Source organism: Acidovorax sp. Leaf73 (assembly GCF_916855635.1).
Classification (GTDB): Bacteria; Pseudomonadota; Gammaproteobacteria; order Burkholderiales; family Burkholderiaceae_C; genus Acidovorax; species Acidovorax facilis.
In genome coordinates this window covers 233,323-250,828 of the sequence record NZ_CAKASI010000002.1, presented here as the reverse complement: position 1 = coordinate 250,828, position 17,506 = coordinate 233,323, and the positions used below count along the sequence as shown (strand labels likewise).

16 protein-coding genes and 1 pseudogene are annotated in these 17,506 nt (G+C 61.2%); 5 read left to right on the top strand and 12 right to left on the bottom strand.

The window, feature by feature from the left end; all coding sequences use genetic code 11:
* Positions 1-319 precede the first annotated feature (319 nt).
* The 4 genes from LPA35_RS07515 to LPA35_RS07500 all read left to right on the top strand — a co-directional run bounded on the left by LPA35_RS07515 (position 320) and on the right by LPA35_RS07500 (position 5,365).
* Positions 320-3,259, top strand: a complete 2,940-nt coding sequence (locus tag LPA35_RS07515; RefSeq protein WP_228896256.1) for a ribonucleoside-diphosphate reductase subunit alpha — start codon at positions 320-322, stop codon at positions 3,257-3,259.
* Positions 3,260-3,394: 135 nt separating this feature from the next.
* Positions 3,395-4,591 carry a ribonucleotide-diphosphate reductase subunit beta gene (locus LPA35_RS07510; RefSeq protein ID WP_218301718.1) on the top strand — a complete coding sequence of 399 codons (1,197 nt, stop codon included), beginning with the start codon at positions 3,395-3,397 and terminating at the stop codon, positions 4,589-4,591.
* 22 nt (positions 4,592-4,613) lie between these two features.
* Positions 4,614-4,778 carry a hypothetical protein gene (locus LPA35_RS07505; protein WP_158603296.1) on the top strand — a complete coding sequence of 55 codons (165 nt, stop codon included), beginning with the start codon at positions 4,614-4,616 and terminating at the stop codon, positions 4,776-4,778.
* Complete coding sequence (locus LPA35_RS07500) at positions 4,778-5,365, top strand: histone (protein WP_228896254.1); 588 nt, start codon at positions 4,778-4,780, stop codon at positions 5,363-5,365. The genes LPA35_RS07505 and LPA35_RS07500 overlap by 1 nt, the downstream gene beginning before the upstream one ends.
* A gap of 139 nt (positions 5,366-5,504) precedes the next feature.
* Here the strand turns inward: LPA35_RS07500 and LPA35_RS07495 are convergent, their stop codons facing one another.
* From LPA35_RS07495 to LPA35_RS07460, 8 genes and pseudogenes are all read right to left on the bottom strand, one after another.
* The gene (locus LPA35_RS07495; RefSeq protein WP_121421121.1) at positions 5,505-6,401 is read right to left on the bottom strand and encodes a carbohydrate kinase family protein; all 897 of its coding nucleotides are present in this window, start codon (positions 6,399-6,401) and stop codon (positions 5,505-5,507) included.
* A 25-nt stretch (positions 6,402-6,426) separates the two neighbouring features.
* Positions 6,427-7,197: a DUF3426 domain-containing protein gene (locus tag LPA35_RS07490; RefSeq protein ID WP_228896810.1), complete on the bottom strand. Its 771-nt coding sequence runs from the start codon at positions 7,195-7,197 to the stop codon at positions 6,427-6,429.
* Between the two features lie 699 nt (positions 7,198-7,896).
* Positions 7,897-7,962: pseudogene (locus LPA35_RS26155) on the bottom strand (MJ0042-type zinc finger domain-containing protein); the annotation flags it as partial.
* A gap of 56 nt (positions 7,963-8,018) precedes the next feature.
* Positions 8,019-8,921: a 50S ribosomal protein L11 methyltransferase gene (gene prmA, locus LPA35_RS07480; protein ID WP_121421123.1), complete on the bottom strand. Its 903-nt coding sequence runs from the start codon at positions 8,919-8,921 to the stop codon at positions 8,019-8,021.
* A 76-nt stretch (positions 8,922-8,997) separates the two neighbouring features.
* The gene (accC, locus tag LPA35_RS07475; protein ID WP_055395037.1) at positions 8,998-10,347 is read right to left on the bottom strand and encodes an acetyl-CoA carboxylase biotin carboxylase subunit; all 1,350 of its coding nucleotides are present in this window, start codon (positions 10,345-10,347) and stop codon (positions 8,998-9,000) included.
* Positions 10,348-10,354: 7 nt separating this feature from the next.
* Positions 10,355-10,810 carry an acetyl-CoA carboxylase biotin carboxyl carrier protein gene (gene accB, locus LPA35_RS07470; protein WP_121421124.1) on the bottom strand — a complete coding sequence of 152 codons (456 nt, stop codon included), beginning with the start codon at positions 10,808-10,810 and terminating at the stop codon, positions 10,355-10,357.
* A 235-nt stretch (positions 10,811-11,045) separates the two neighbouring features.
* On the bottom strand, positions 11,046-11,627 hold the full coding sequence (locus LPA35_RS07465) for a TlpA disulfide reductase family protein (protein WP_228896253.1): 582 nt from the start codon (positions 11,625-11,627) through the stop codon (positions 11,046-11,048).
* Positions 11,624-12,223: a hypothetical protein gene (locus tag LPA35_RS07460; protein ID WP_121421126.1), complete on the bottom strand. Its 600-nt coding sequence runs from the start codon at positions 12,221-12,223 to the stop codon at positions 11,624-11,626. Before LPA35_RS07460 ends, LPA35_RS07465 begins: the two co-directional genes overlap by 4 nt.
* A gap of 174 nt (positions 12,224-12,397) precedes the next feature.
* Here LPA35_RS07460 and mpl point away from each other — a divergent pair, with 174 nt between their 5' ends.
* Positions 12,398-13,822: a UDP-N-acetylmuramate:L-alanyl-gamma-D-glutamyl-meso-diaminopimelate ligase gene (gene mpl, locus LPA35_RS07455; protein ID WP_228896251.1), complete on the top strand. Its 1,425-nt coding sequence runs from the start codon at positions 12,398-12,400 to the stop codon at positions 13,820-13,822.
* A gap of 48 nt (positions 13,823-13,870) precedes the next feature.
* Here the strand turns inward: mpl and LPA35_RS07450 are convergent, their stop codons facing one another.
* From LPA35_RS07450 to LPA35_RS07435, 4 genes are all read right to left on the bottom strand, one after another.
* Entirely contained in the window at positions 13,871-14,182 is a 312-nt protein-coding gene (locus LPA35_RS07450) for a hypothetical protein (protein ID WP_055395047.1), read from the bottom strand.
* 105 nt (positions 14,183-14,287) lie between these two features.
* Entirely contained in the window at positions 14,288-15,409 is a 1,122-nt protein-coding gene (locus tag LPA35_RS07445) for a 3-deoxy-7-phosphoheptulonate synthase (protein WP_121508589.1), read from the bottom strand.
* A 298-nt stretch (positions 15,410-15,707) separates the two neighbouring features.
* Positions 15,708-16,244 carry a hypothetical protein gene (locus tag LPA35_RS07440; protein ID WP_228896249.1) on the bottom strand — a complete coding sequence of 179 codons (537 nt, stop codon included), beginning with the start codon at positions 16,242-16,244 and terminating at the stop codon, positions 15,708-15,710.
* Between the two features lie 120 nt (positions 16,245-16,364).
* Positions 16,365-17,504, bottom strand: coding sequence for an SGNH/GDSL hydrolase family protein (locus LPA35_RS07435; protein ID WP_228896247.1), 1,140 nt, complete (start codon positions 17,502-17,504; stop codon positions 16,365-16,367).
* Positions 17,505-17,506 lie beyond the last annotated feature (2 nt).

Sequence of the window (17,506 nt, the reverse complement as noted above, 5' to 3'; positions counted from 1 at the left end):
ACATCGTCGCGTCCCCAGACACCACGCGGCCTCGCGCAGAAAATCCGCTCGAAACGCTTGTCTTTGCGAGGTTTTCGTCCTGCTTTTCCGCAGGGGCAACGGGTTCCGGCGGGGTCAACAGAAGGCCCTGCGGCGCCGCTGACATGCTGTTTCGTTTTTCTGAGGGCAATACGACGGTACACTACCGGTAGTGTCTTGAATGCATGTGACACACCATATATAGTGTGCGCCAGACAGTAGTCCGCCGCACCACTCACACGCTGCGACGGCATCCAGGCCGCGCACCACACCCCAGACAGCCCACAGAAGAGGACCCCCCATGCAAGCTGCTTTGAACACGCCTTCCACGCCCCATGCCGCCTCCCCCGAGGCCCCAAACACCCAGTCCGCACCAGCAGCGGCGGGTAACTCGCTGGCGCACTATCAGATCATTCGCCGCAACGGAGCAGTCGTGCCCTTTGAGCCGCAAAAAATTGCGGTGGCGATGATGAAGGCATTTCTGGCAGTGCACGGCACGCAGGGCGCCGCCTCCGCCAGCGTGCGCGAGGTGGTGGACACGCTCACCCAGAATGTGGTCCGCGCCCTCATGCGCTCGCGTCCCGGTGGCGGCACCTTCCATATTGAAGACGTGCAGGATCAGGTTGAACTGGGCCTGATGCGCGGCGAACACCACGAAGTCGCCCGGGCCTATGTTCTGTACCGCGAGCGCCGCACGCAAGAGCGTGCCCACCACCAGGAACAGCTCGCGCCCGCAACCCCCATGTTGAACGTGATCGACAACGGCCAACGCGTGCAGCTGGACATCCTGCGCCTGCACGGGCTCATCGAATCGGCCTGCGCCAACCTCGGCGCCGACATCCAGGCCGCGCCCATCGTCGCCGAGACCATGCGCAACCTGTATGACGGCGTTCCCATGGACGAGGTCTACAAGGCGTCCATCCTCGCTGCCCGCACCCTGATCGAAAAAGACCCCGACTACACCTATGCCACGGCCCGCCTGCTGCTGCATACCATCGTGCGCGAGGTGCTGGGACGCGAGGTCGCCCAGAGCGACATGGGCCAGGCCTACAGGGACTATTTCCCCGCCTTCATCCAGAAGGGGGTGGACAACGAGCTGTTGGACGAGCGCCTGCTCAAGCAATATGACCTGAACCGCCTGGGCGCCGCGCTCAAGGCCGAGCGCGACCTGCAGTTCGACTACCTCGGCCTGCAGACCCTGTATGACCGCTACTTCCTGCACGTCAAGAAAACCCGCATCGAACTGCCCCAGGCGTTCTTCATGCGCGTAGCCATGGGCCTGGCACTCAATGAAACCGACCGCGAGGCCCGCGCCATCGAGTTCTACGAAGTGCTGTCGTCTTTCGACTTCATGTCGTCCACCCCCACGCTGTTCAACAGCGGCACCCTGCGCTCGCAGCTGTCCAGCTGCTACCTGACCACGGTGCCCGACGACCTGGATGGCATCTACGAATCGATCAAGGAAAACGCCCTGCTGTCCAAGTTTGCTGGCGGCCTGGGCAATGACTGGACCCGCGTGCGTGCCCTGGGCTCCCACATCAAGGGCACGAACGGGGAATCGCAAGGCGTGGTGCCCTTCCTCAAGGTGGTCAACGACACCGCTGTGGCGGTGAACCAGGGCGGCAAGCGCAAGGGCGCCGTCTGCACCTACCTGGAAACCTGGCACCTGGATATCGAAGAGTTCCTGGAACTGCGCAAGAACACCGGCGACGACCGCCGCCGCACGCACGACATGAACACGGCCAACTGGATCCCTGACCTGTTCATGCGCCGCGTGATGGAAAAGGGCACCTGGACGTTGTTCTCCCCTTCCAACGTGCCCGACCTGCACGATCTGTTCGGCGCCGACTTCGAGAAGGCCTATGTGGCCTACGAAGAGAAGGCTGCGCGCGGCGAGATCAAACCCGCCAAGACGGTGCAGGCCACCGACATGTGGCGCAAGATGCTGACCATGCTGTTCGAGACCGGCCATCCTTGGATCACCTTCAAGGATGCCTGCAACGTGCGTTCGCCCCAGCAGCACGCTGGTGTGGTGCACTCGTCCAACCTGTGCACTGAGATCACACTCAACACCAGCGACACCGAAACCGCCGTCTGCAATCTCGGTTCGGTCAACCTGCTGCAGCACATCAAGGACGGCCAGATCGACCACGAGAAGCTCAAGAAGACCATCACGGTTGCCATGCGCATGCTCGACAACGTGATCGACATCAACTATTACGCCGTCAAGAAGGCCCGCGACTCCAATCTGCGCCACCGCCCCGTGGGCCTGGGCGTCATGGCGTTCCAAGACAGCCTGTACGAACTGCGCATTCCCTACGCCTCGCAGGAGGCCGTGGAATTCGCCGACAAGTCGATGGAGGCCATCTGCTACTACGCCTACTGGGCCTCCACCGAATTGGCCCGGGAACGCGGCCAGTACTCCAGCTACAAGGGCTCGCTGTGGGATCGCGGCATCCTGCCTTTCGACACGCTGGACATGCTCTCGCAGGCCCGTGGCGGATATGTGGAAGTGGATCGCTCGTCCACCCTGGACTGGGATGCCCTGCGCAAGAAAATTGCACAGGACGGCATGCGCAACTCCAACTGCGTCGCCATTGCCCCCACGGCCACCATCTCCAACATCATCGGCGTTGATGCCTCGATCGAGCCTTCGTTCGGCAACCTGTCGGTCAAGTCCAACCTGTCAGGTGAATTCACGGTTATCAACGGTGGGCTGGTGCGCGACCTCAAGCGCCTGGGCCTGTGGGATGACGTGATGATCATGGACCTCAAGCACTTCAAGGGTTCGCTGCACCCCATCGACCGGGTGCCACAGGACATCAAGGCGCTGTACTCCACAGCGTTTGAAGTCGAGCCGCAGTGGCTGGTGGAAGCCGCATCGCGTCGCCAGAAATGGATTGATCAGGCGCAGAGCCTGAATATCTATATGGCAGGTGCATCGGGCAAGAAGCTCGACGACACCTACAAGCTGGCCTGGATCCGTGGCCTCAAGACCACGTATTACCTGCGCACACAAAGCGCCACACACGTCGAGATGAGCACCGTGAATACACGCCAGCTCAATGCCGTTTCGTCGGGCAATGACAGTGGTGCATCGGCAGCGTCGGTGCCCGTTGCAGCGAAACCCAGCGCACTCGATGCGGCAGCCGCTGAAGCCACCCATCAAGCATCAGCAGTGCCTGCTACGGACGTCAAGTTCTGCGCTATCGATGATCCCGGCTGCGAAGCCTGCCAATAAGAACTTCGCACGCGACACCTTGGGCTCTTCCGAGGTGTCGCGCATGTGCTGTGAAGCAACAAATCCTTGCTGCACAACGCTTCAGTGCTTTTCTTTTCGCAGCACTGCTTTCATAATCCGAACACTGGAAAATCTATGTTGACCTGGGACGAAGAAGTCAAGCCCTCATCGCAAAATCAACTGGACGGTGGACTGAACCAAAGCCACCCGGCGGGACAGCCGCCTTTGCCTTTCCAAACCCCCTCACTGCAGGAAGTGCACGCACCGATGACGGCCTCTGCAGCACCGCACGCAACACCTGCCGCAGCCACGCAACGCCGCGTGAACGCCGCCGACAAACGCATCATCAACGGGCAGACGGATGTCAATCAGCTGGTCCCGTTCAAATACAAGTGGGCCTGGGAAAAATACCTGGCCACCTGCGCCAACCATTGGATGCCTCAGGAAGTGAACATGACGCGCGACATCGCGTTGTGGAAGGACCCCAATGGCCTGACCGATGACGAACGCCGCATCATCAAGCGCAACCTGGGCTTCTTTGTCACGGCAGACTCGCTGGCTGCCAACAACATCGTGCTGGGCACCTATCGCCACATCACGGCACCCGAGTGCCGCCAGTTCCTGCTGCGCCAGGCCTTTGAAGAAGCTATCCACACGCACGCCTATCAGTACATCGTGGAATCGCTGGGGCTGGATGAGAGCGAGATTTTCAACGCGTACAACGAAGTCCAGTCCATCCGCGACAAAGACCAGTTCCTGATCCCCTTCATCGAGGCGATCATGGATCCGAACTTCCACACTGGCACGCCCGATACCGACCAGACGCTCCTCAAGTCGCTGATCGTGTTTGCCTGCCTGATGGAAGGCCTGTTCTTCTACGTCGGCTTCACACAGATCCTTGCACTGGGCCGCCAGAACAAGATGACTGGCGCCGCCGAGCAGTACCAGTACATCTTGCGCGACGAGTCGATGCACTGCAACTTTGGCATTGACCTGATCAACCAGCTCAAGCTGGAAAATCCCCATCTGTGGACCGCTGAATTCAAGGCCGAGATCAAGGCGCTGTTCCTCAAGGCGGTTGAACTCGAGTATCGCTACGCTGAAGACACCATGCCGCGCGGCGTGCTGGGCATGAATGCATCGATGTTCAAGGGATACCTGCGTTACATCGCCAACCGCCGTGCCACACAAATCGGGCTGGAGACGCTGTTTCCCAATGAAGAAAACCCGTTCCCGTGGATGAGCGAGATGATTGACCTCAAGAAGGAACGCAACTTCTTCGAGACCCGGGTTATTGAATACCAGTCCGGTGGTGCGCTGTCCTGGGACTAGCGCCTTTTCGCAACACACCACCATGGATTTTTACACCACGCCCACCACCACAAGCAGCGCTGCAGTGCGTTGCGGTGCAGGGCGTTCCCGTGTTCATGGCGATGGGGATTTCTCCATCGCCATGGATCGCTTCGTGTCCACTGCAGACAGGAAGTGCTCTTTGCAAATTGACCCAAGGAGAACATGATGGCAACTGCGAAAAAACCAGCCGCTAAGAAGGCGACCCCAGCGAAAAAAGCTGCACCTGCAAAACCAGTAGCAGCGAAGAAGGCTGCACCTGCCAAGAAGGCAGCAGCACCGGCAAAGAAAGCCGCTCCCGCCAAGAAGGCAGTAGCAGCGAAGAAGGCTGCACCTGCCAAGAAGGCAGCAGCACCGGCAAAGAAAGCCGCTCCCGCCAAAAAGGCAGTAGCAGCGAAGAAGGCCGCACCCACCAAGAAGGCAGCAGCACCGGCAAAGAAAGCCGCTCCCGCCAAGAAGGCAGTAGCAGCGAAGAAGGCCGCACCTGCCAAGAAGGCAGCAGCACCGGCAAAGAAAGCCGCTCCCGCCAAGAAGGCAGTAGCAGCGAAGAAGCCTGCCGCCCCAGCCAAGAAGGCGGCTCCCGCCAAGAAGGCAACGGCTGCCAAGAAGGCCGCTCCCGCCAAGGCGCCTGCAAAAAAAGCTGCACCGGCCAAGAAGGCCCCCAAGGCGCCTGCCCCTGCGGCAGCAGCTCCAGCAGCACAGACCACCCTGAATCCTCAGGCAGCCTGGCCCTTCCCTACGGGCAACAAGCCTTAATCCTGGCGTATCACACGCTCAACCCGGTGCCTGCGCACCGGGTTTTTTTATGCCTGTTCGTGTTGCACACCACACGCCGTGCAACACAAGAAGCCGGCAGCAATGGGGCGCCCCGTGACTTCATGGAAAGCTGGCCCAATTACGCGGGGATGAAATCCAGTGTGTAGTTTTGCGGGCCCCGCTGCGCAATCTTAAGGGCTCCCACCCGGTTGCCCAGCTCGGCGCAACGCACCAGCGGCCAGCCCTTTTCCAGGCCGAACAACAACGCGCCCCGCCAAGCATCACCACACCCCGTAGGATCCACCACTTGGGCAGGCACCACGGCGGGTACATGGGTTTTCTGACCATTCACCCAGACCTCGCAACCCTCCGCACCCAGCGTCACCACAAGCCCCTTTACCTTGTTCGAAATCTCTGCAAGCGTCCAGCCCGTGCGGTCGCAAAGCATTTTCCCCTCGTAGTCATTGACCGTCACCCAGGAAGCCTGGTCCACGAACCGCGCCAGCTCTTCGCCATTGAACATGGGCAAGCCCTGGCCCGGGTCAAACACAAAAGGAATACCGGCCGCCACAAACTGTGCCGCGTGTTCAAGCATGGCGTCACGACCATCCGGCGCGATGATCCCCACGCTCACCCCCACATCTGCCTCGATGCGGTTCACATGTGCCTGCATCATCGCCCCGGGGTGGAAGGCGGTGATCTGGTTGTTGTCACGGTCCGTCATGATCATGGCTTGTGCGGTGTAGGTGTCCTGGACCTGCCCCACATGGCGCGCACTGATACCCAGCAATTCCAGGCGCTGCAGATAGTCTGCGCCATCGCTGCCCAGCATGGCCATTGGCAATGGCTCACCGCCCAGCAACTTGAGGCTATACGCAATGTTGCCCGCACAACCACCAAAGTCGCGCCGCAACGAAGGCACCAGGAAAGAGACGTTCAGGATGTGCAGCTGGTCGGGCAGTATCTGCTCGGCAAAACGGCCCTCGAAGGTCATGATGGTGTCGAACGCCAGAGAACCACAAATGAGGGCAGCCATATCAAAGAAGTAGGTTGGTAAAAAATCAGGGATAAAACGCCAGCAACCGATAGCCAGCAACACGCGCTCCGCCGGTGGTCACAATCACTGACACGGACGCACTCCACTCGCCCCCTGCAGACAACTCCATGGGAGCCCCCATGTCAGTGGGCAAAAGCACACGCCGCAGCACTGGCTGGTCCTGCGCATCGGTCAACGTCAACTCGACGGCGGGCATGGCCAGAGGTATCGAGGCCTTGCTCTTCATGGTCAGCGCGAGTTGATAGCTATCACCTCGGGCCTTGTTGAATGAAGAGCTGTCGATGACCACATCCGCAATCTGGCGCGGCGGCGCGATCTCGCAGTGCAAGGGAGCGCACAACGCCATCAACCATGGCCTGGCACGCGCATCCATCGCGGCAAGGCGGTCACGCTCCTGAACAGCGACCTGCAGCGCAAGCCCCGCCACAGACATCAAAAGCAGCATTCCAAGCACCGTGCGCACCATCGGCCTGCGCCAGAACGCCTTGCGCCGCGCAGCGACTACAAAGCTGACTTCCTGTCCGGCCTCAGGGTCATCGTCCTCGTCAACGGCATCCGACGCCTTTCGGACCGAGGATCGCTTGCGAGTCGATGCCTGCAACACGGCTGCGGGCGAATGGTCTTCCACCAGCGCAAGTGCCTCCGGCTCGGGTTCAGGCGTCGCGGGCTGCGCAAAACCCACCGGCGGCACGGCCTCTTCAGCCCGCTCTTCCGGCTCCGCACCTTCCACCGGCAACGCCGTCTTGGTAGGCAACTCCAGTGCAGGGTATCCCATCGGGGTCAACGCCACGGCTGCAGCTGGATCGGCAGCCACCTCTGCGCCGTCTCGAAGAGCAGCAGCAGGTAACTCATACCCTGAAGGGAGTGATGTTCCATCGCCTGCACCGGGCAAGACGGCTGACAACGAGGCAGTGGGGTGCTCCCCCTTGGGCAAAGAGGATGGCCCATCAACAGCCACCTCGGGAAAGGCCAAAGGAGGTAAGGCGACGGCATCGCTCCGCATCCCTGCAACATCCCCGCCCGTTGTTGGCGCATTGCGCACGGAGTCCGGGCGCCAGGCAAAAGGAGTGAGGGGGCCGATTCCCGCATCGGCACCGGGTGCCACCGCCCCGGCCGCCGCAGAGAGAAACGCGGGCACCGCAGGCTGAGGAACCTCTAGAACCGGAGCCACCACCTGGGCCTGTGCATCCGGCAACCCCGCCATTACGTCGGAAGTACCTGCGGGAAACAGCGAAAACACTGGTTTTTCGGAGGTTGCCGACAGCGCCCCCGCAGATGGGGCAACCGGTGGCGAAGAAGGCGGCTCACCCCATGACCGCCCCGTCTCTGCCTTGCGCGCCACCGGCATGGATGGCGGACGTATGTCGGTCAACGAGACATCGGGCAACAACGCTGGTGGAGCCGCTGGAAGCAGGTGCGCCGAAGCGTCAAACACCTCTTTGCATTGACCACAACGCACCCACCCTTGCGAGATGCGCAATTGGTCCGCCACCACCTTGAACGAGGTAGAGCAGGACGGGCAGCGAGTGATCTGGCTCATCAGCGATGGATTGTAGAGGCGCGTGCGACCCCGGCGAAGCGGGCTTCGGCCCCGTCTTAGCGACGGGCGGTCATCAAGATCCAGCCATCTTCTGTATCCGCCACATCGAGCTGAAGCCAGGGAGCATATGCCTCTTTCAACTCCTCAGCCTGGCGTTCCAAAATGCCTGCCAGCACCAGATTCCCGCCAGGCGCGACGTGGCTGCACAAGAGGGGCGCCAGCACGCGCAAGGGGGTGGCAAGAATGTTTGCCAGCACCGTCTGGTATTCACCCCGTGCCTTGTCGGGCAGACCCGCGTGGAGCCGCACGTCATTGGCCTGTGCATTCAGCGCGGTGGACTCGACCGCCGCAGGATCAATATCGACCGCATCGATGTCCGTGGCACCAAACTTGGCCGCACCAATGGCGAGGATGCCAGAGCCACAGCCATAGTCCAGAACCCGGCCCAGCGGATTGCCCATGGACGACTCGGTGGCACCGTTACGGGCAATCCAGCGCAGACACATGCGCGTCGTGGGGTGGGTGCCGGTGCCAAACGCCAGGCCCGGATCCAGCCGGATGCTGCGCTTTGCCTCGGCGGGAAGTTCGTGCCAGGTAGGAACTATCCAAAAATCCGGCGTGATGTCCACAGGCGCAAATTGCGATTGCGTGAGCCGCACCCAGTCCTGCTCGGGCACGTGGGCAACCCCCAGCACCTGGCAGCCCGCAAAAAAATCCTGCACCACCAGCAGTTGCTGGGCCTCCCGGGCTGCCACCTCCGAAGGAAAGAGCGCCACCACCCTGCTGCGCTGCCAGCCATCCTTGGGCGGCGGCATGCCAGGCTCGCCAAACAAGGCCTGCTCGGCGTCGGTCTGGGCATCAGCGTCCTCCACCGAAACGCTCAGCGCATCCAGCGCATCCAGCGCATCGCTGACCGCCTCGATCCGATCCTCGGGACACATCAGACTCAGCTCAAACATAGAAGCCTCTCAGAAAAAGTGAAATGCTGGCACCCGTTGCCAGGAGCCAGCATGTGAATGACTGCGCAATACGATTTCAGCGCTTGTGCTGCGACAGCCACTCTTCCAGGTAATGGATGTTGGTGCCACCGGCCATGAACTTGGCGTCCACCATCAGCTCGCGGTGCAGCGGCACGTTGGTGTTGATGCCTTCGATCACCGTCTCGGACAGCGCCGTGCGCATGCGGGCCAGGGCCTGCTCGCGCGTGTCGCCGTGCACGATGATCTTGCCGATCATCGAGTCGTAGTTAGGCGGCACAAAGTAGTTGGTGTACGCATGCGAATCCACACGCACGCCGGGGCCGCCTGGTGGATGCCACGTTGTGATACGCCCGGGCGACGGAATGAACTTGTAAGGGTCTTCCGCATTGATCCGGCACTCGATGGCATGGCCCCGAATCTCGATCTGGCGCTGGGTGAACGGCAGCTTCTCGCCCGCCGCGACCATGATCTGCGTCTTCACGATGTCCACGCCGGTGATCCACTCGGTGACGGGGTGTTCCACTTGCACACGGGTGTTCATCTCGATGAAGTAGAACTCGCCGTTTTCGTACAGGAACTCGAACGTGCCCGCACCACGGTAGCCGATCTTCTTGCACGCGGCCACGCAGCGCTCGCCGATCTTCTCGATCAGTTTGCGGGGGATGCCGGGGGCTGGAGCCTCTTCGATGACCTTCTGGTGGCGGCGTTGCATGGAGCAGTCGCGCTCGCCCAAATACACCGCATTGCGGTGCTTGTCGGCCAGGATCTGGATTTCGATGTGGCGCGGGTTCTGGAGGAACTTCTCCATGTACACCGCAGGATTGCCAAACGCAGCGCCCGCTTCGGCCTTGGTCATCTGCACCGCATTGACCAAGGCAGCTTCGGTGTGCACCACGCGCATGCCACGGCCACCACCGCCGCCTGCGGCCTTGATGATCACCGGGTAACCCACGGCCTTGGCGATGCGGCGGATCTGCACCGGATCGTCGGGCAACTCGCCCTCAGAGCCCGGCACGCAAGGCACGCCTGCGCGGATCATGGCCTGCTTGGCGGACACCTTGTCGCCCATGATGCGGATCGACTCGGGGGTGGGGCCGATGAACTGGAAGCCACTCTTTTCCACGCGCTCGGCGAAATCTGCGTTCTCAGACAGGAAGCCATAGCCGGGGTGAATGGCCTCGGCGTCGGTCACCTCGGCGGCCGAGATGATGGCTGGCATGTTCAGGTAGGACAACGGCGAGGGCGCTGGGCCGATGCACACCGCTTCTTCGGCGAGCTTGACGTATTTGGCGTCGCGGTCGGCCTCGGAGTAGACCATCACGGCCTTGACACCCAGTTCATGGCAGGCGCGTTGGATACGAAGGGCGATCTCCCCTCTGTTTGCGACCAGGATTTTCTTGAACATGCGCGCCTTATTCGATGACGAACAAAGGTTGTCCGTATTCCACGGCCTGACCGTTCTCACCCAGGATGCGGGTGACGGTGCCCGACTTGTCGGCCTCGATTTCGTTGAGGATCTTCATCGCTTCGATGATGCAGATGGTTTCGCCTTCCTTGACCTGGCTGCCGACTTCGACAAAAGCCTTGGCGCCAGGACTGGACGAGCGGTAGAACGTGCCCACCATGGGTGACTTGACGATGTGGCCAGCAGGGACTGCAGGTGCCGAGGGCGCAGGCAGCTCGGCGACTTGGGCGGCGGCAGATGCAGGGGGCGCAGGTGCCTGCATCGGGGCGGGGACGTACTGCTGAACGACACCACCCACGCTCTTGACAATGCGGACTTTGCCCTCGGCTTCCGTGATTTCGAGTTCAGATACGTTCGACTCGGACACGAGATCGATGAGGGTTTTGAGTTTTCGCAGATCCATGGGAGCTCCAACGGCTATAAAACTGATAGGACTCGCGCCAATCGGGACGCAACAGCCGCCTCGCGTTGGGCGAGCCGCTTGCCTGAGCCCTGCTTTGCGCAAGTCATGACTGAATAGGGCGCGAATTTACTCCAATTTCAGCCTATTTCCGTCTTCCACAGGTATTTTTGATGAACTACATCATGCCGATACCCAGCCCGAGCCCACAAAAATGCCGAACAGAAGGCTTGGTTGATCAGCGCAGAGGCGCCCACAGCTGGAGGTCTTGCGGGGTGATTTGCCCCATTTTACGGTGCAGGACACGCCCGTTGCCCCCGAGCACCACGGTAAACGGCAGGCCACCGGTAAGGTTGCCCAGTGATCGCCCCAGGTCGGTACCGCCCAGTCCGGCAAGGCCCACCGGGAACTCCAGCGGAATGCGCTGCAGAAACTTGCGCACGGCAGAAGGCTGGTCAATGGCCAATCCCAGAACTTGCCATCCGTTCGGCGCCTGTTGGCGATAGAAAGCATTGAGCATGGGTAGCTCTTCCACACAGGGTGGGCACCAGGTGGCCCAGAAGTTCAGCAGCAGCGGCTTGCCAGCCAATGACTTCAGCGCCACCACACCCCCTTCAGGCTTTTCAAACTCCATCGTCCAGAGCGCTTCTTCCACCCCCTGCTCCAGGGCGTGGGGCTGGAACTTCCACCATGCCAGGCCGGCACCACCCAACGCTGCAGCACCCGCCACCCCGGCGTACAGCAGGCGCCTACGTGCGGCAGACGGTTGCGCATCGCTGGTGGCGGGGATGGACTCAGGGCGATCGGAAGGGCTTGTCATGGGGCAGGGGTTTCCTGGAGCAGGCGCCGAACGGCGGTCATGTCACCGCGCGGCACACGCCCTTGGGCATCCGGGCGCAATGCGCCGCGCAGGTCATCGAGGTCATAGATCATCAAGTGCACCCCGATCATCTCATTGAGTTCGGGCGACTTGCTGCCCAGGCTCAGCGCTTCGACCGACTCACCATGAAAACCGGTGACCGTGCGTGGCTCGTAGTCCACATGGTGATCGATGAGCGCTATTTCTGCAGATTTGGAGTCATCGCAGAACAACTGCAGGTAAATGTCGGACAGCCGCGTGGCTGTACCATGCCATACAGCCCCCGCCAGATGGGGACGGAAGGCCGCCATGCGCTCCATCCACACGAGGGCCAGCTGGCGCAGCGCCCGCAGCTCGTGCGGCTGCGTATCGGCACAAAAGAGCTGGATGTACTCCCGTACGGCGGCCTCGACCTGGTCGTTGCTCGGCAGGGGCGTGCGGGCAGGCAAGCCCATCTGGCGCAGCGCACGGCGCTTGGCCGGGCCCCATTCCAGGCCCTCTTCCACCACCAGCCGGGCCGTGGTGTGGGCGATTTCGTCGCTCAAAGGTGTGTGCATGGCGGTAGGGGATGGTGGTGGCAAGGAAAGAAACTGCATTGTGGCCCGAAGCACCGGCCCGGACTACGGGTTACCCCTAGATACGCCCAGGGTCACTATATTTTTCATAGCTTCTCGCGCTTATCCATCAAGCGCTAGGGGCCTTTTTCGTATTGAACCTTAGAATCTGCGCCCATGCATATACACATACTGGGCATCTGCGGCACGTTCATGGGCGGCTTGGCCGCGCTCGCGCGCGAGGCTGGCCACAAGGTGACGGGTTGCGACGCTGGCGTATACCCGCCGATGAGCGACCAATTGCGGGCCCTGGGCATCGATCTGATCGAAGGCTTCAGCGCCGACCAATTGGCCCTGCAGCCCGACATGTTTGTCATCGGCAACGTGGTCAGCCGCGTCCGCCTGGCAGACGGTTCGCCCAAATTTCCGTTGATGGAAGCCATCCTGGACGCAGGCCTGCCCTACACCAGCGGCCCGCAGTGGCTGGCCGAGCATGTACTACAAGGCCGCCATGTGCTGGCGGTTGCTGGCACCCATGGCAAGACAACCACCACCTCAATGCTGGCCTGGATTCTGGAAAGCGCCGGGCAGCAGCCGGGCTTTCTGATTGGCGGAGTACCGTTGAATTTCGGCGTATCCGCCCGCCTGGGGGCGACCCGGCGACCATCACCCGGCAGTGCGCCGCTGGGGGATGCGCCGCTGTTCGTGATCGAGGCCGACGAATACGACACCGCCTTCTTCGACAAGCGCAGCAAGTTTGTACACTACCGCCCCCGCACCGCCGTGCTGAACAATCTGGAGTTCGACCACGCAGACATCTTTGACAACCTGGCCGCCATCGAGCGGCAGTTTCACCACCTCGTGCGCACGGTGCCGCCGTCGGGCCGTGTGGTGGTCAACGGTCTCGAAGAAAGCCTCACCCGCGTACTGCACACGGGCTGCTGGAGCGAAGTGTCCAGCTTTGGTGAAGCCGTCAGCGACTTTTCCGCCGAAGGCGATCCCCAGGCATTCGACGTGCTGCACCAGGGGAGCAAGGCCGCCCGGGTGGAGTGGGCGCTGACCGGCGTGCACAACCAGCTCAACGCACTGGCGGCCATTGCCGCCGCCCACCATGTGGGCGTGAGCCCCGAGCAGGCCGCTACGGCACTGGCCACCTTTCAGAACGTAAAGCGGCGCATGGAACTGCGCGGCACCGTAAAGGGCGTTGCGGTGTATGACGACTTTGCCCACCACCCCACCGCCCTGAGAACCACGCTGGACGGCCTGCGCCGCAGCCTGGGCCAGGGTGCGCGCATCCTGGCGGTGTTCGAGCCCCGCAGCAACACCATGAAACTGGGCGCCATGAAGGCCCAACTGCCGTGGGCGCTGGAGCCTGCCGACCTCGCGTTTTGTCACACGGCCGGTCTGGACTGGGACGCGGCGCAAGCCCTCGCCCCCCTGGGCGTGGGCCCAGGCCTGCGGGCGCAAACCGCTGCCGACATCAGCACCCTGGTAAAACAGGTCACAGCGGCAGCCCGCCCGGGGGACCACATCGTGTGCATGAGCAACGGGGGATTTGGCGGCATCCACGCCAAACTGCTGGAATCGCTACAAAATAAATAGCTGCCAACACTTACCAGGCAAACGCCAGGGCCTGATTTTCTTCAAAAATCAGAACGATACCGCCATGCCCGGGACGTCCACGCGCACCACGGGCTTGGCGAGTGCCGCGCTGGCAGCGCGCGCAAAGTCACGGGACCATGCCGGGTCGGCCAGCAACGAAGCCCCCGCAGCGCGGGCCACGGTGAGCACCTTGTCCGCCAGCAGCACCTTGCCGCTGGCGCGCAGGGGCTCGCAATCGAGCGCGGTGAACTGATCATCCAGCCAGCGCCTGCCAGCCTCGTGGCCCATGGGCTCGGCGCCCTCCAGATCAAAACGGAATTCCTGGTTTCCGGCCAGACGGACCGACACTTCGCTGTGCATGATGGTTTGCCTTTCTATCTACTGAAACCGTGGCGGCGACTGCCGTGCTCCCTTGCACGGCCCGCCACGGGTTTCCAGTTTAGGGCCTTCGGCCGGCGGCGCAGATCACCGCGCGCGGCGCGCCTTCACGGCGTCAGACAGCTCAGCCAGCGCCGTCAGCGAATCGTCCCAGCCCAGGCAGGCGTCCGTGATGCTCTTGCCATACTCCAGCGCGCCGGGCTGGTCCTTGCCCGGTGAGAACTTCTGGGCACCGGCGGTGAGGTGGCTCTCGATCATGAGGCCGAACACACTGCGCGAGCCACCGGCGAGCTGAGCGGCGATGTCGCGCGCCACGTCGAGCTGCTTTTCATGTTGCTTGCTGCTGTTGGCATGGCTGCAGTCCACCATCAGGGTGGCGGGCAGCTTGGCGGCTTCGAGGTCCTTACAGGCAGCGGCCACGCTGGCAGCGTCGTAGTTGGGCGTCTTGCCGCCGCGCAGGATCACGTGGCAATCCTTGTTGCCCTTGGTGTTGACGATGGCCACCTGGCCGTTTTTATGCACCGACAGGAAGTGGTGGCCCCGGCTGGCCGACTGGATCGCGTCGGTGGCAATGCGGATGTTGCCATCCGTGCCGTTCTTGAAGCCGATGGGCGCCGAGATGCCGGAGGCCAGCTCGCGGTGCACTTGGCTTTCTGTGGTGCGGGCGCCGATGGCGCCCCAGCTGATGAGGTCGCCGATGTACTGGGGCGAAATCACATCCAGGAACTCGCTGCCGGCGGGCATGCCAAGGCGGTTAATTTCGATCAGCAGCTGGCGCGCAATGCGCAGGCCTTCGTCGATGCGGTAGCTTTCGTCGAGGTACGGGTCGTTGATGAGGCCCTTCCAGCCCACCGTGGTGCGTGGCTTCTCAAAGTACACCCGCATCACGATTTCCAGGGTGTCGGCGTATTGCGTGCGCGCGGCCATGAGGCGGCGCGCGTACTCAACAGCGGCAGCCGGATCGTGGATGGAGCATGGGCCGATCACCACCAGCAGGCGGTCATCCTTGCCGGCCATGATGTTGTGGATGTTCTTGCGGGTCTGGGTGATCAGCGTCTCGACCGGCGTTCCACGGATCGGGAAAAAGCGGATCAGATGCTCGGGAGGAGGCAACACGGTAATGTCCTTGATACGTTCGTCGTCGGTCTGGCTGGTTTTCTCGACGCTGCGGTACCAGGCATCGCTGGTCGGGGTGGTGGTGGCCGTCATGGTTGCTTCCTCGTGGAGTAAAAGTAGTGGGAGGGATGAAAAAACGGGAGGGCAGAAAAACAAAAACCGCCGGGCTTTGCAGCGTCGGCGGTTGGTATGGGAAGGTTGTGTTTGCTTGCGCGTTTTCCTCTCATCCGCCGGGGACCGAGATAAAAAACCAAAAATAAAACGCGCTGCGAACTTGCATGGCAGCCAATGTAGCACAGGAGTGCGGCAGTGCAGCACCCCCGGATTGTTGCGATTGCGCGACAGTGCAGGTAATCCGGATGCCCACCAGGCCCACTTCCAACCCCCTGATTCAACGCCGCCAGCGACGAAACCAGGCGCTCGCACGTTGCAGCACTGACAGCTTGCGCGGAGGCGCGCGATCCTGCAGGTCACTGGGTGGATCACTCTGGTGCTCATACATGTCGATGAGCAGCAACGCCTCGCCCAGCGTGCGCCAGGCCAGAAGCTCGAACTGGTCGAAGCTCGCACTTTCCTTCGGGCTGCGCCGCTCCAGCATCTGCTGCCAGTCCGCGGTCGCATTGCGCAACTCCCTCAGCGCACGCTCATAGGCCCCGAACTCGTACAACGCGTGCCAGGCCGATCCCAGGCCCGTCAGGAACAGCTGGTGCTCGCGGGCGCAATGCGACAAAGTCAACACACGCCGGGTGATGGCGGTGGTATCGGTGCTGGTGCGGCGGATCCGCACCGCCTCGTCGATCTGCGTTGAGAGCGCGCTCAAGCTATCGCGCAGTTGGCGAGACTCCTCATCGGCCACGCCTTCACGCAGAAAGCGGCTGATGTCGCCAAATGACTGAAGGGTCTGCTGGCTCGGAAGCGTGGCGGGCATGGCACATATTGTGCGCTCCGTAGCTCTACGCCACACCCTCTTCAGCCCTTAGCGCGCGCGGAAGCAGCAAGGCATGGAGCCACAGCAGCCGCTTCCATACGCAAATATCACAACTCAAGGCTAAGGCTTGCGCAGACTGCCTTCTATTTGCGGAGTCAATGAGGTGAGGATGGCGTGAGCAATGACAGCATTGCCCTTATCCCCAAAATGAAACTGGTCCAGGAACATGTCGTCCTCTGCCCCGTAGCGGTCGAAGACGCCAGACAGATCGATAAACTTAAAGTTCTTCAAGCTGACGCCCGACAGACTGGCTTTAATTGCCTGATAGCACTGCACATAATATTCTTTAGAATTGGAGAGAAAATCCTTTTCACGTGAACTCAAAGACTTTTTAGACACAGAAAGAGTAGGCTGCAGGAAAAATACCCAATCTACACCCTGAAGAGCATGTGCTCCTAATCGAACATTCTTTTCGAGTCGATAAGCGACAGTCTGCGAGGGTACAGGCTGAGGCAGAGGACGGGCCTGCGGCAAGTCCTGCAATTCCTTTCTGCCAGCTATCTTCAACCCCGTATTTGCCAGTGTTTTGAAATAATCATCTGAAAATGCACTGAACCACAGGATATTTCGACCCGCGTCCGCCCAAAAAACATCATTATTTCCGGATAGTGAAATCAGCAGATCCGGCTGAAGCTCAGAAAGATAGTTTTCAATGGCAATACGCTCTTGTGTGGACGCCCAAGCTGGATTGGCAAAAGTAAACACTTCGTAACGCAGACCAGGTTTTGACAGGTTCTTGTTGAGCAGATCATTCAACAGGCTGCCAATCGTCTGCTCCTGACTCGGAGCACCGGATCCATATGCAGTGGAGCCGCCGGTGAGAAAAATGCGATAAATCCCCTCCGGCTTGGGCATCTGGAGCTCCTCGCTATTGCGCATCTGCCAAGAGTTGATATGTGCATTTTGGTGCTGCCCTGGTGATGGGGCAGTACCTACAAAAGGAGTCGGCTGATTGGGAACAGACCAACTAATGGAGCCGATATCCAACGCAGAACTGGTGTAAGCACGTGCGTAATGATTGCGCTGCTCATCCTTCAAAGGAGTCACCGCCAGCACTCCAGCCAAAGTCTCCCCTTGCTCCACCCACCGAATTACTTTGTCGAACCGACCAGCCACCGTATACAGCCCAGCCCAGTACCCCAAAGCCACGAGTGCACACAGTACGAATGAAGGAAGAAGAATATAAATGAATTTCTTCATCG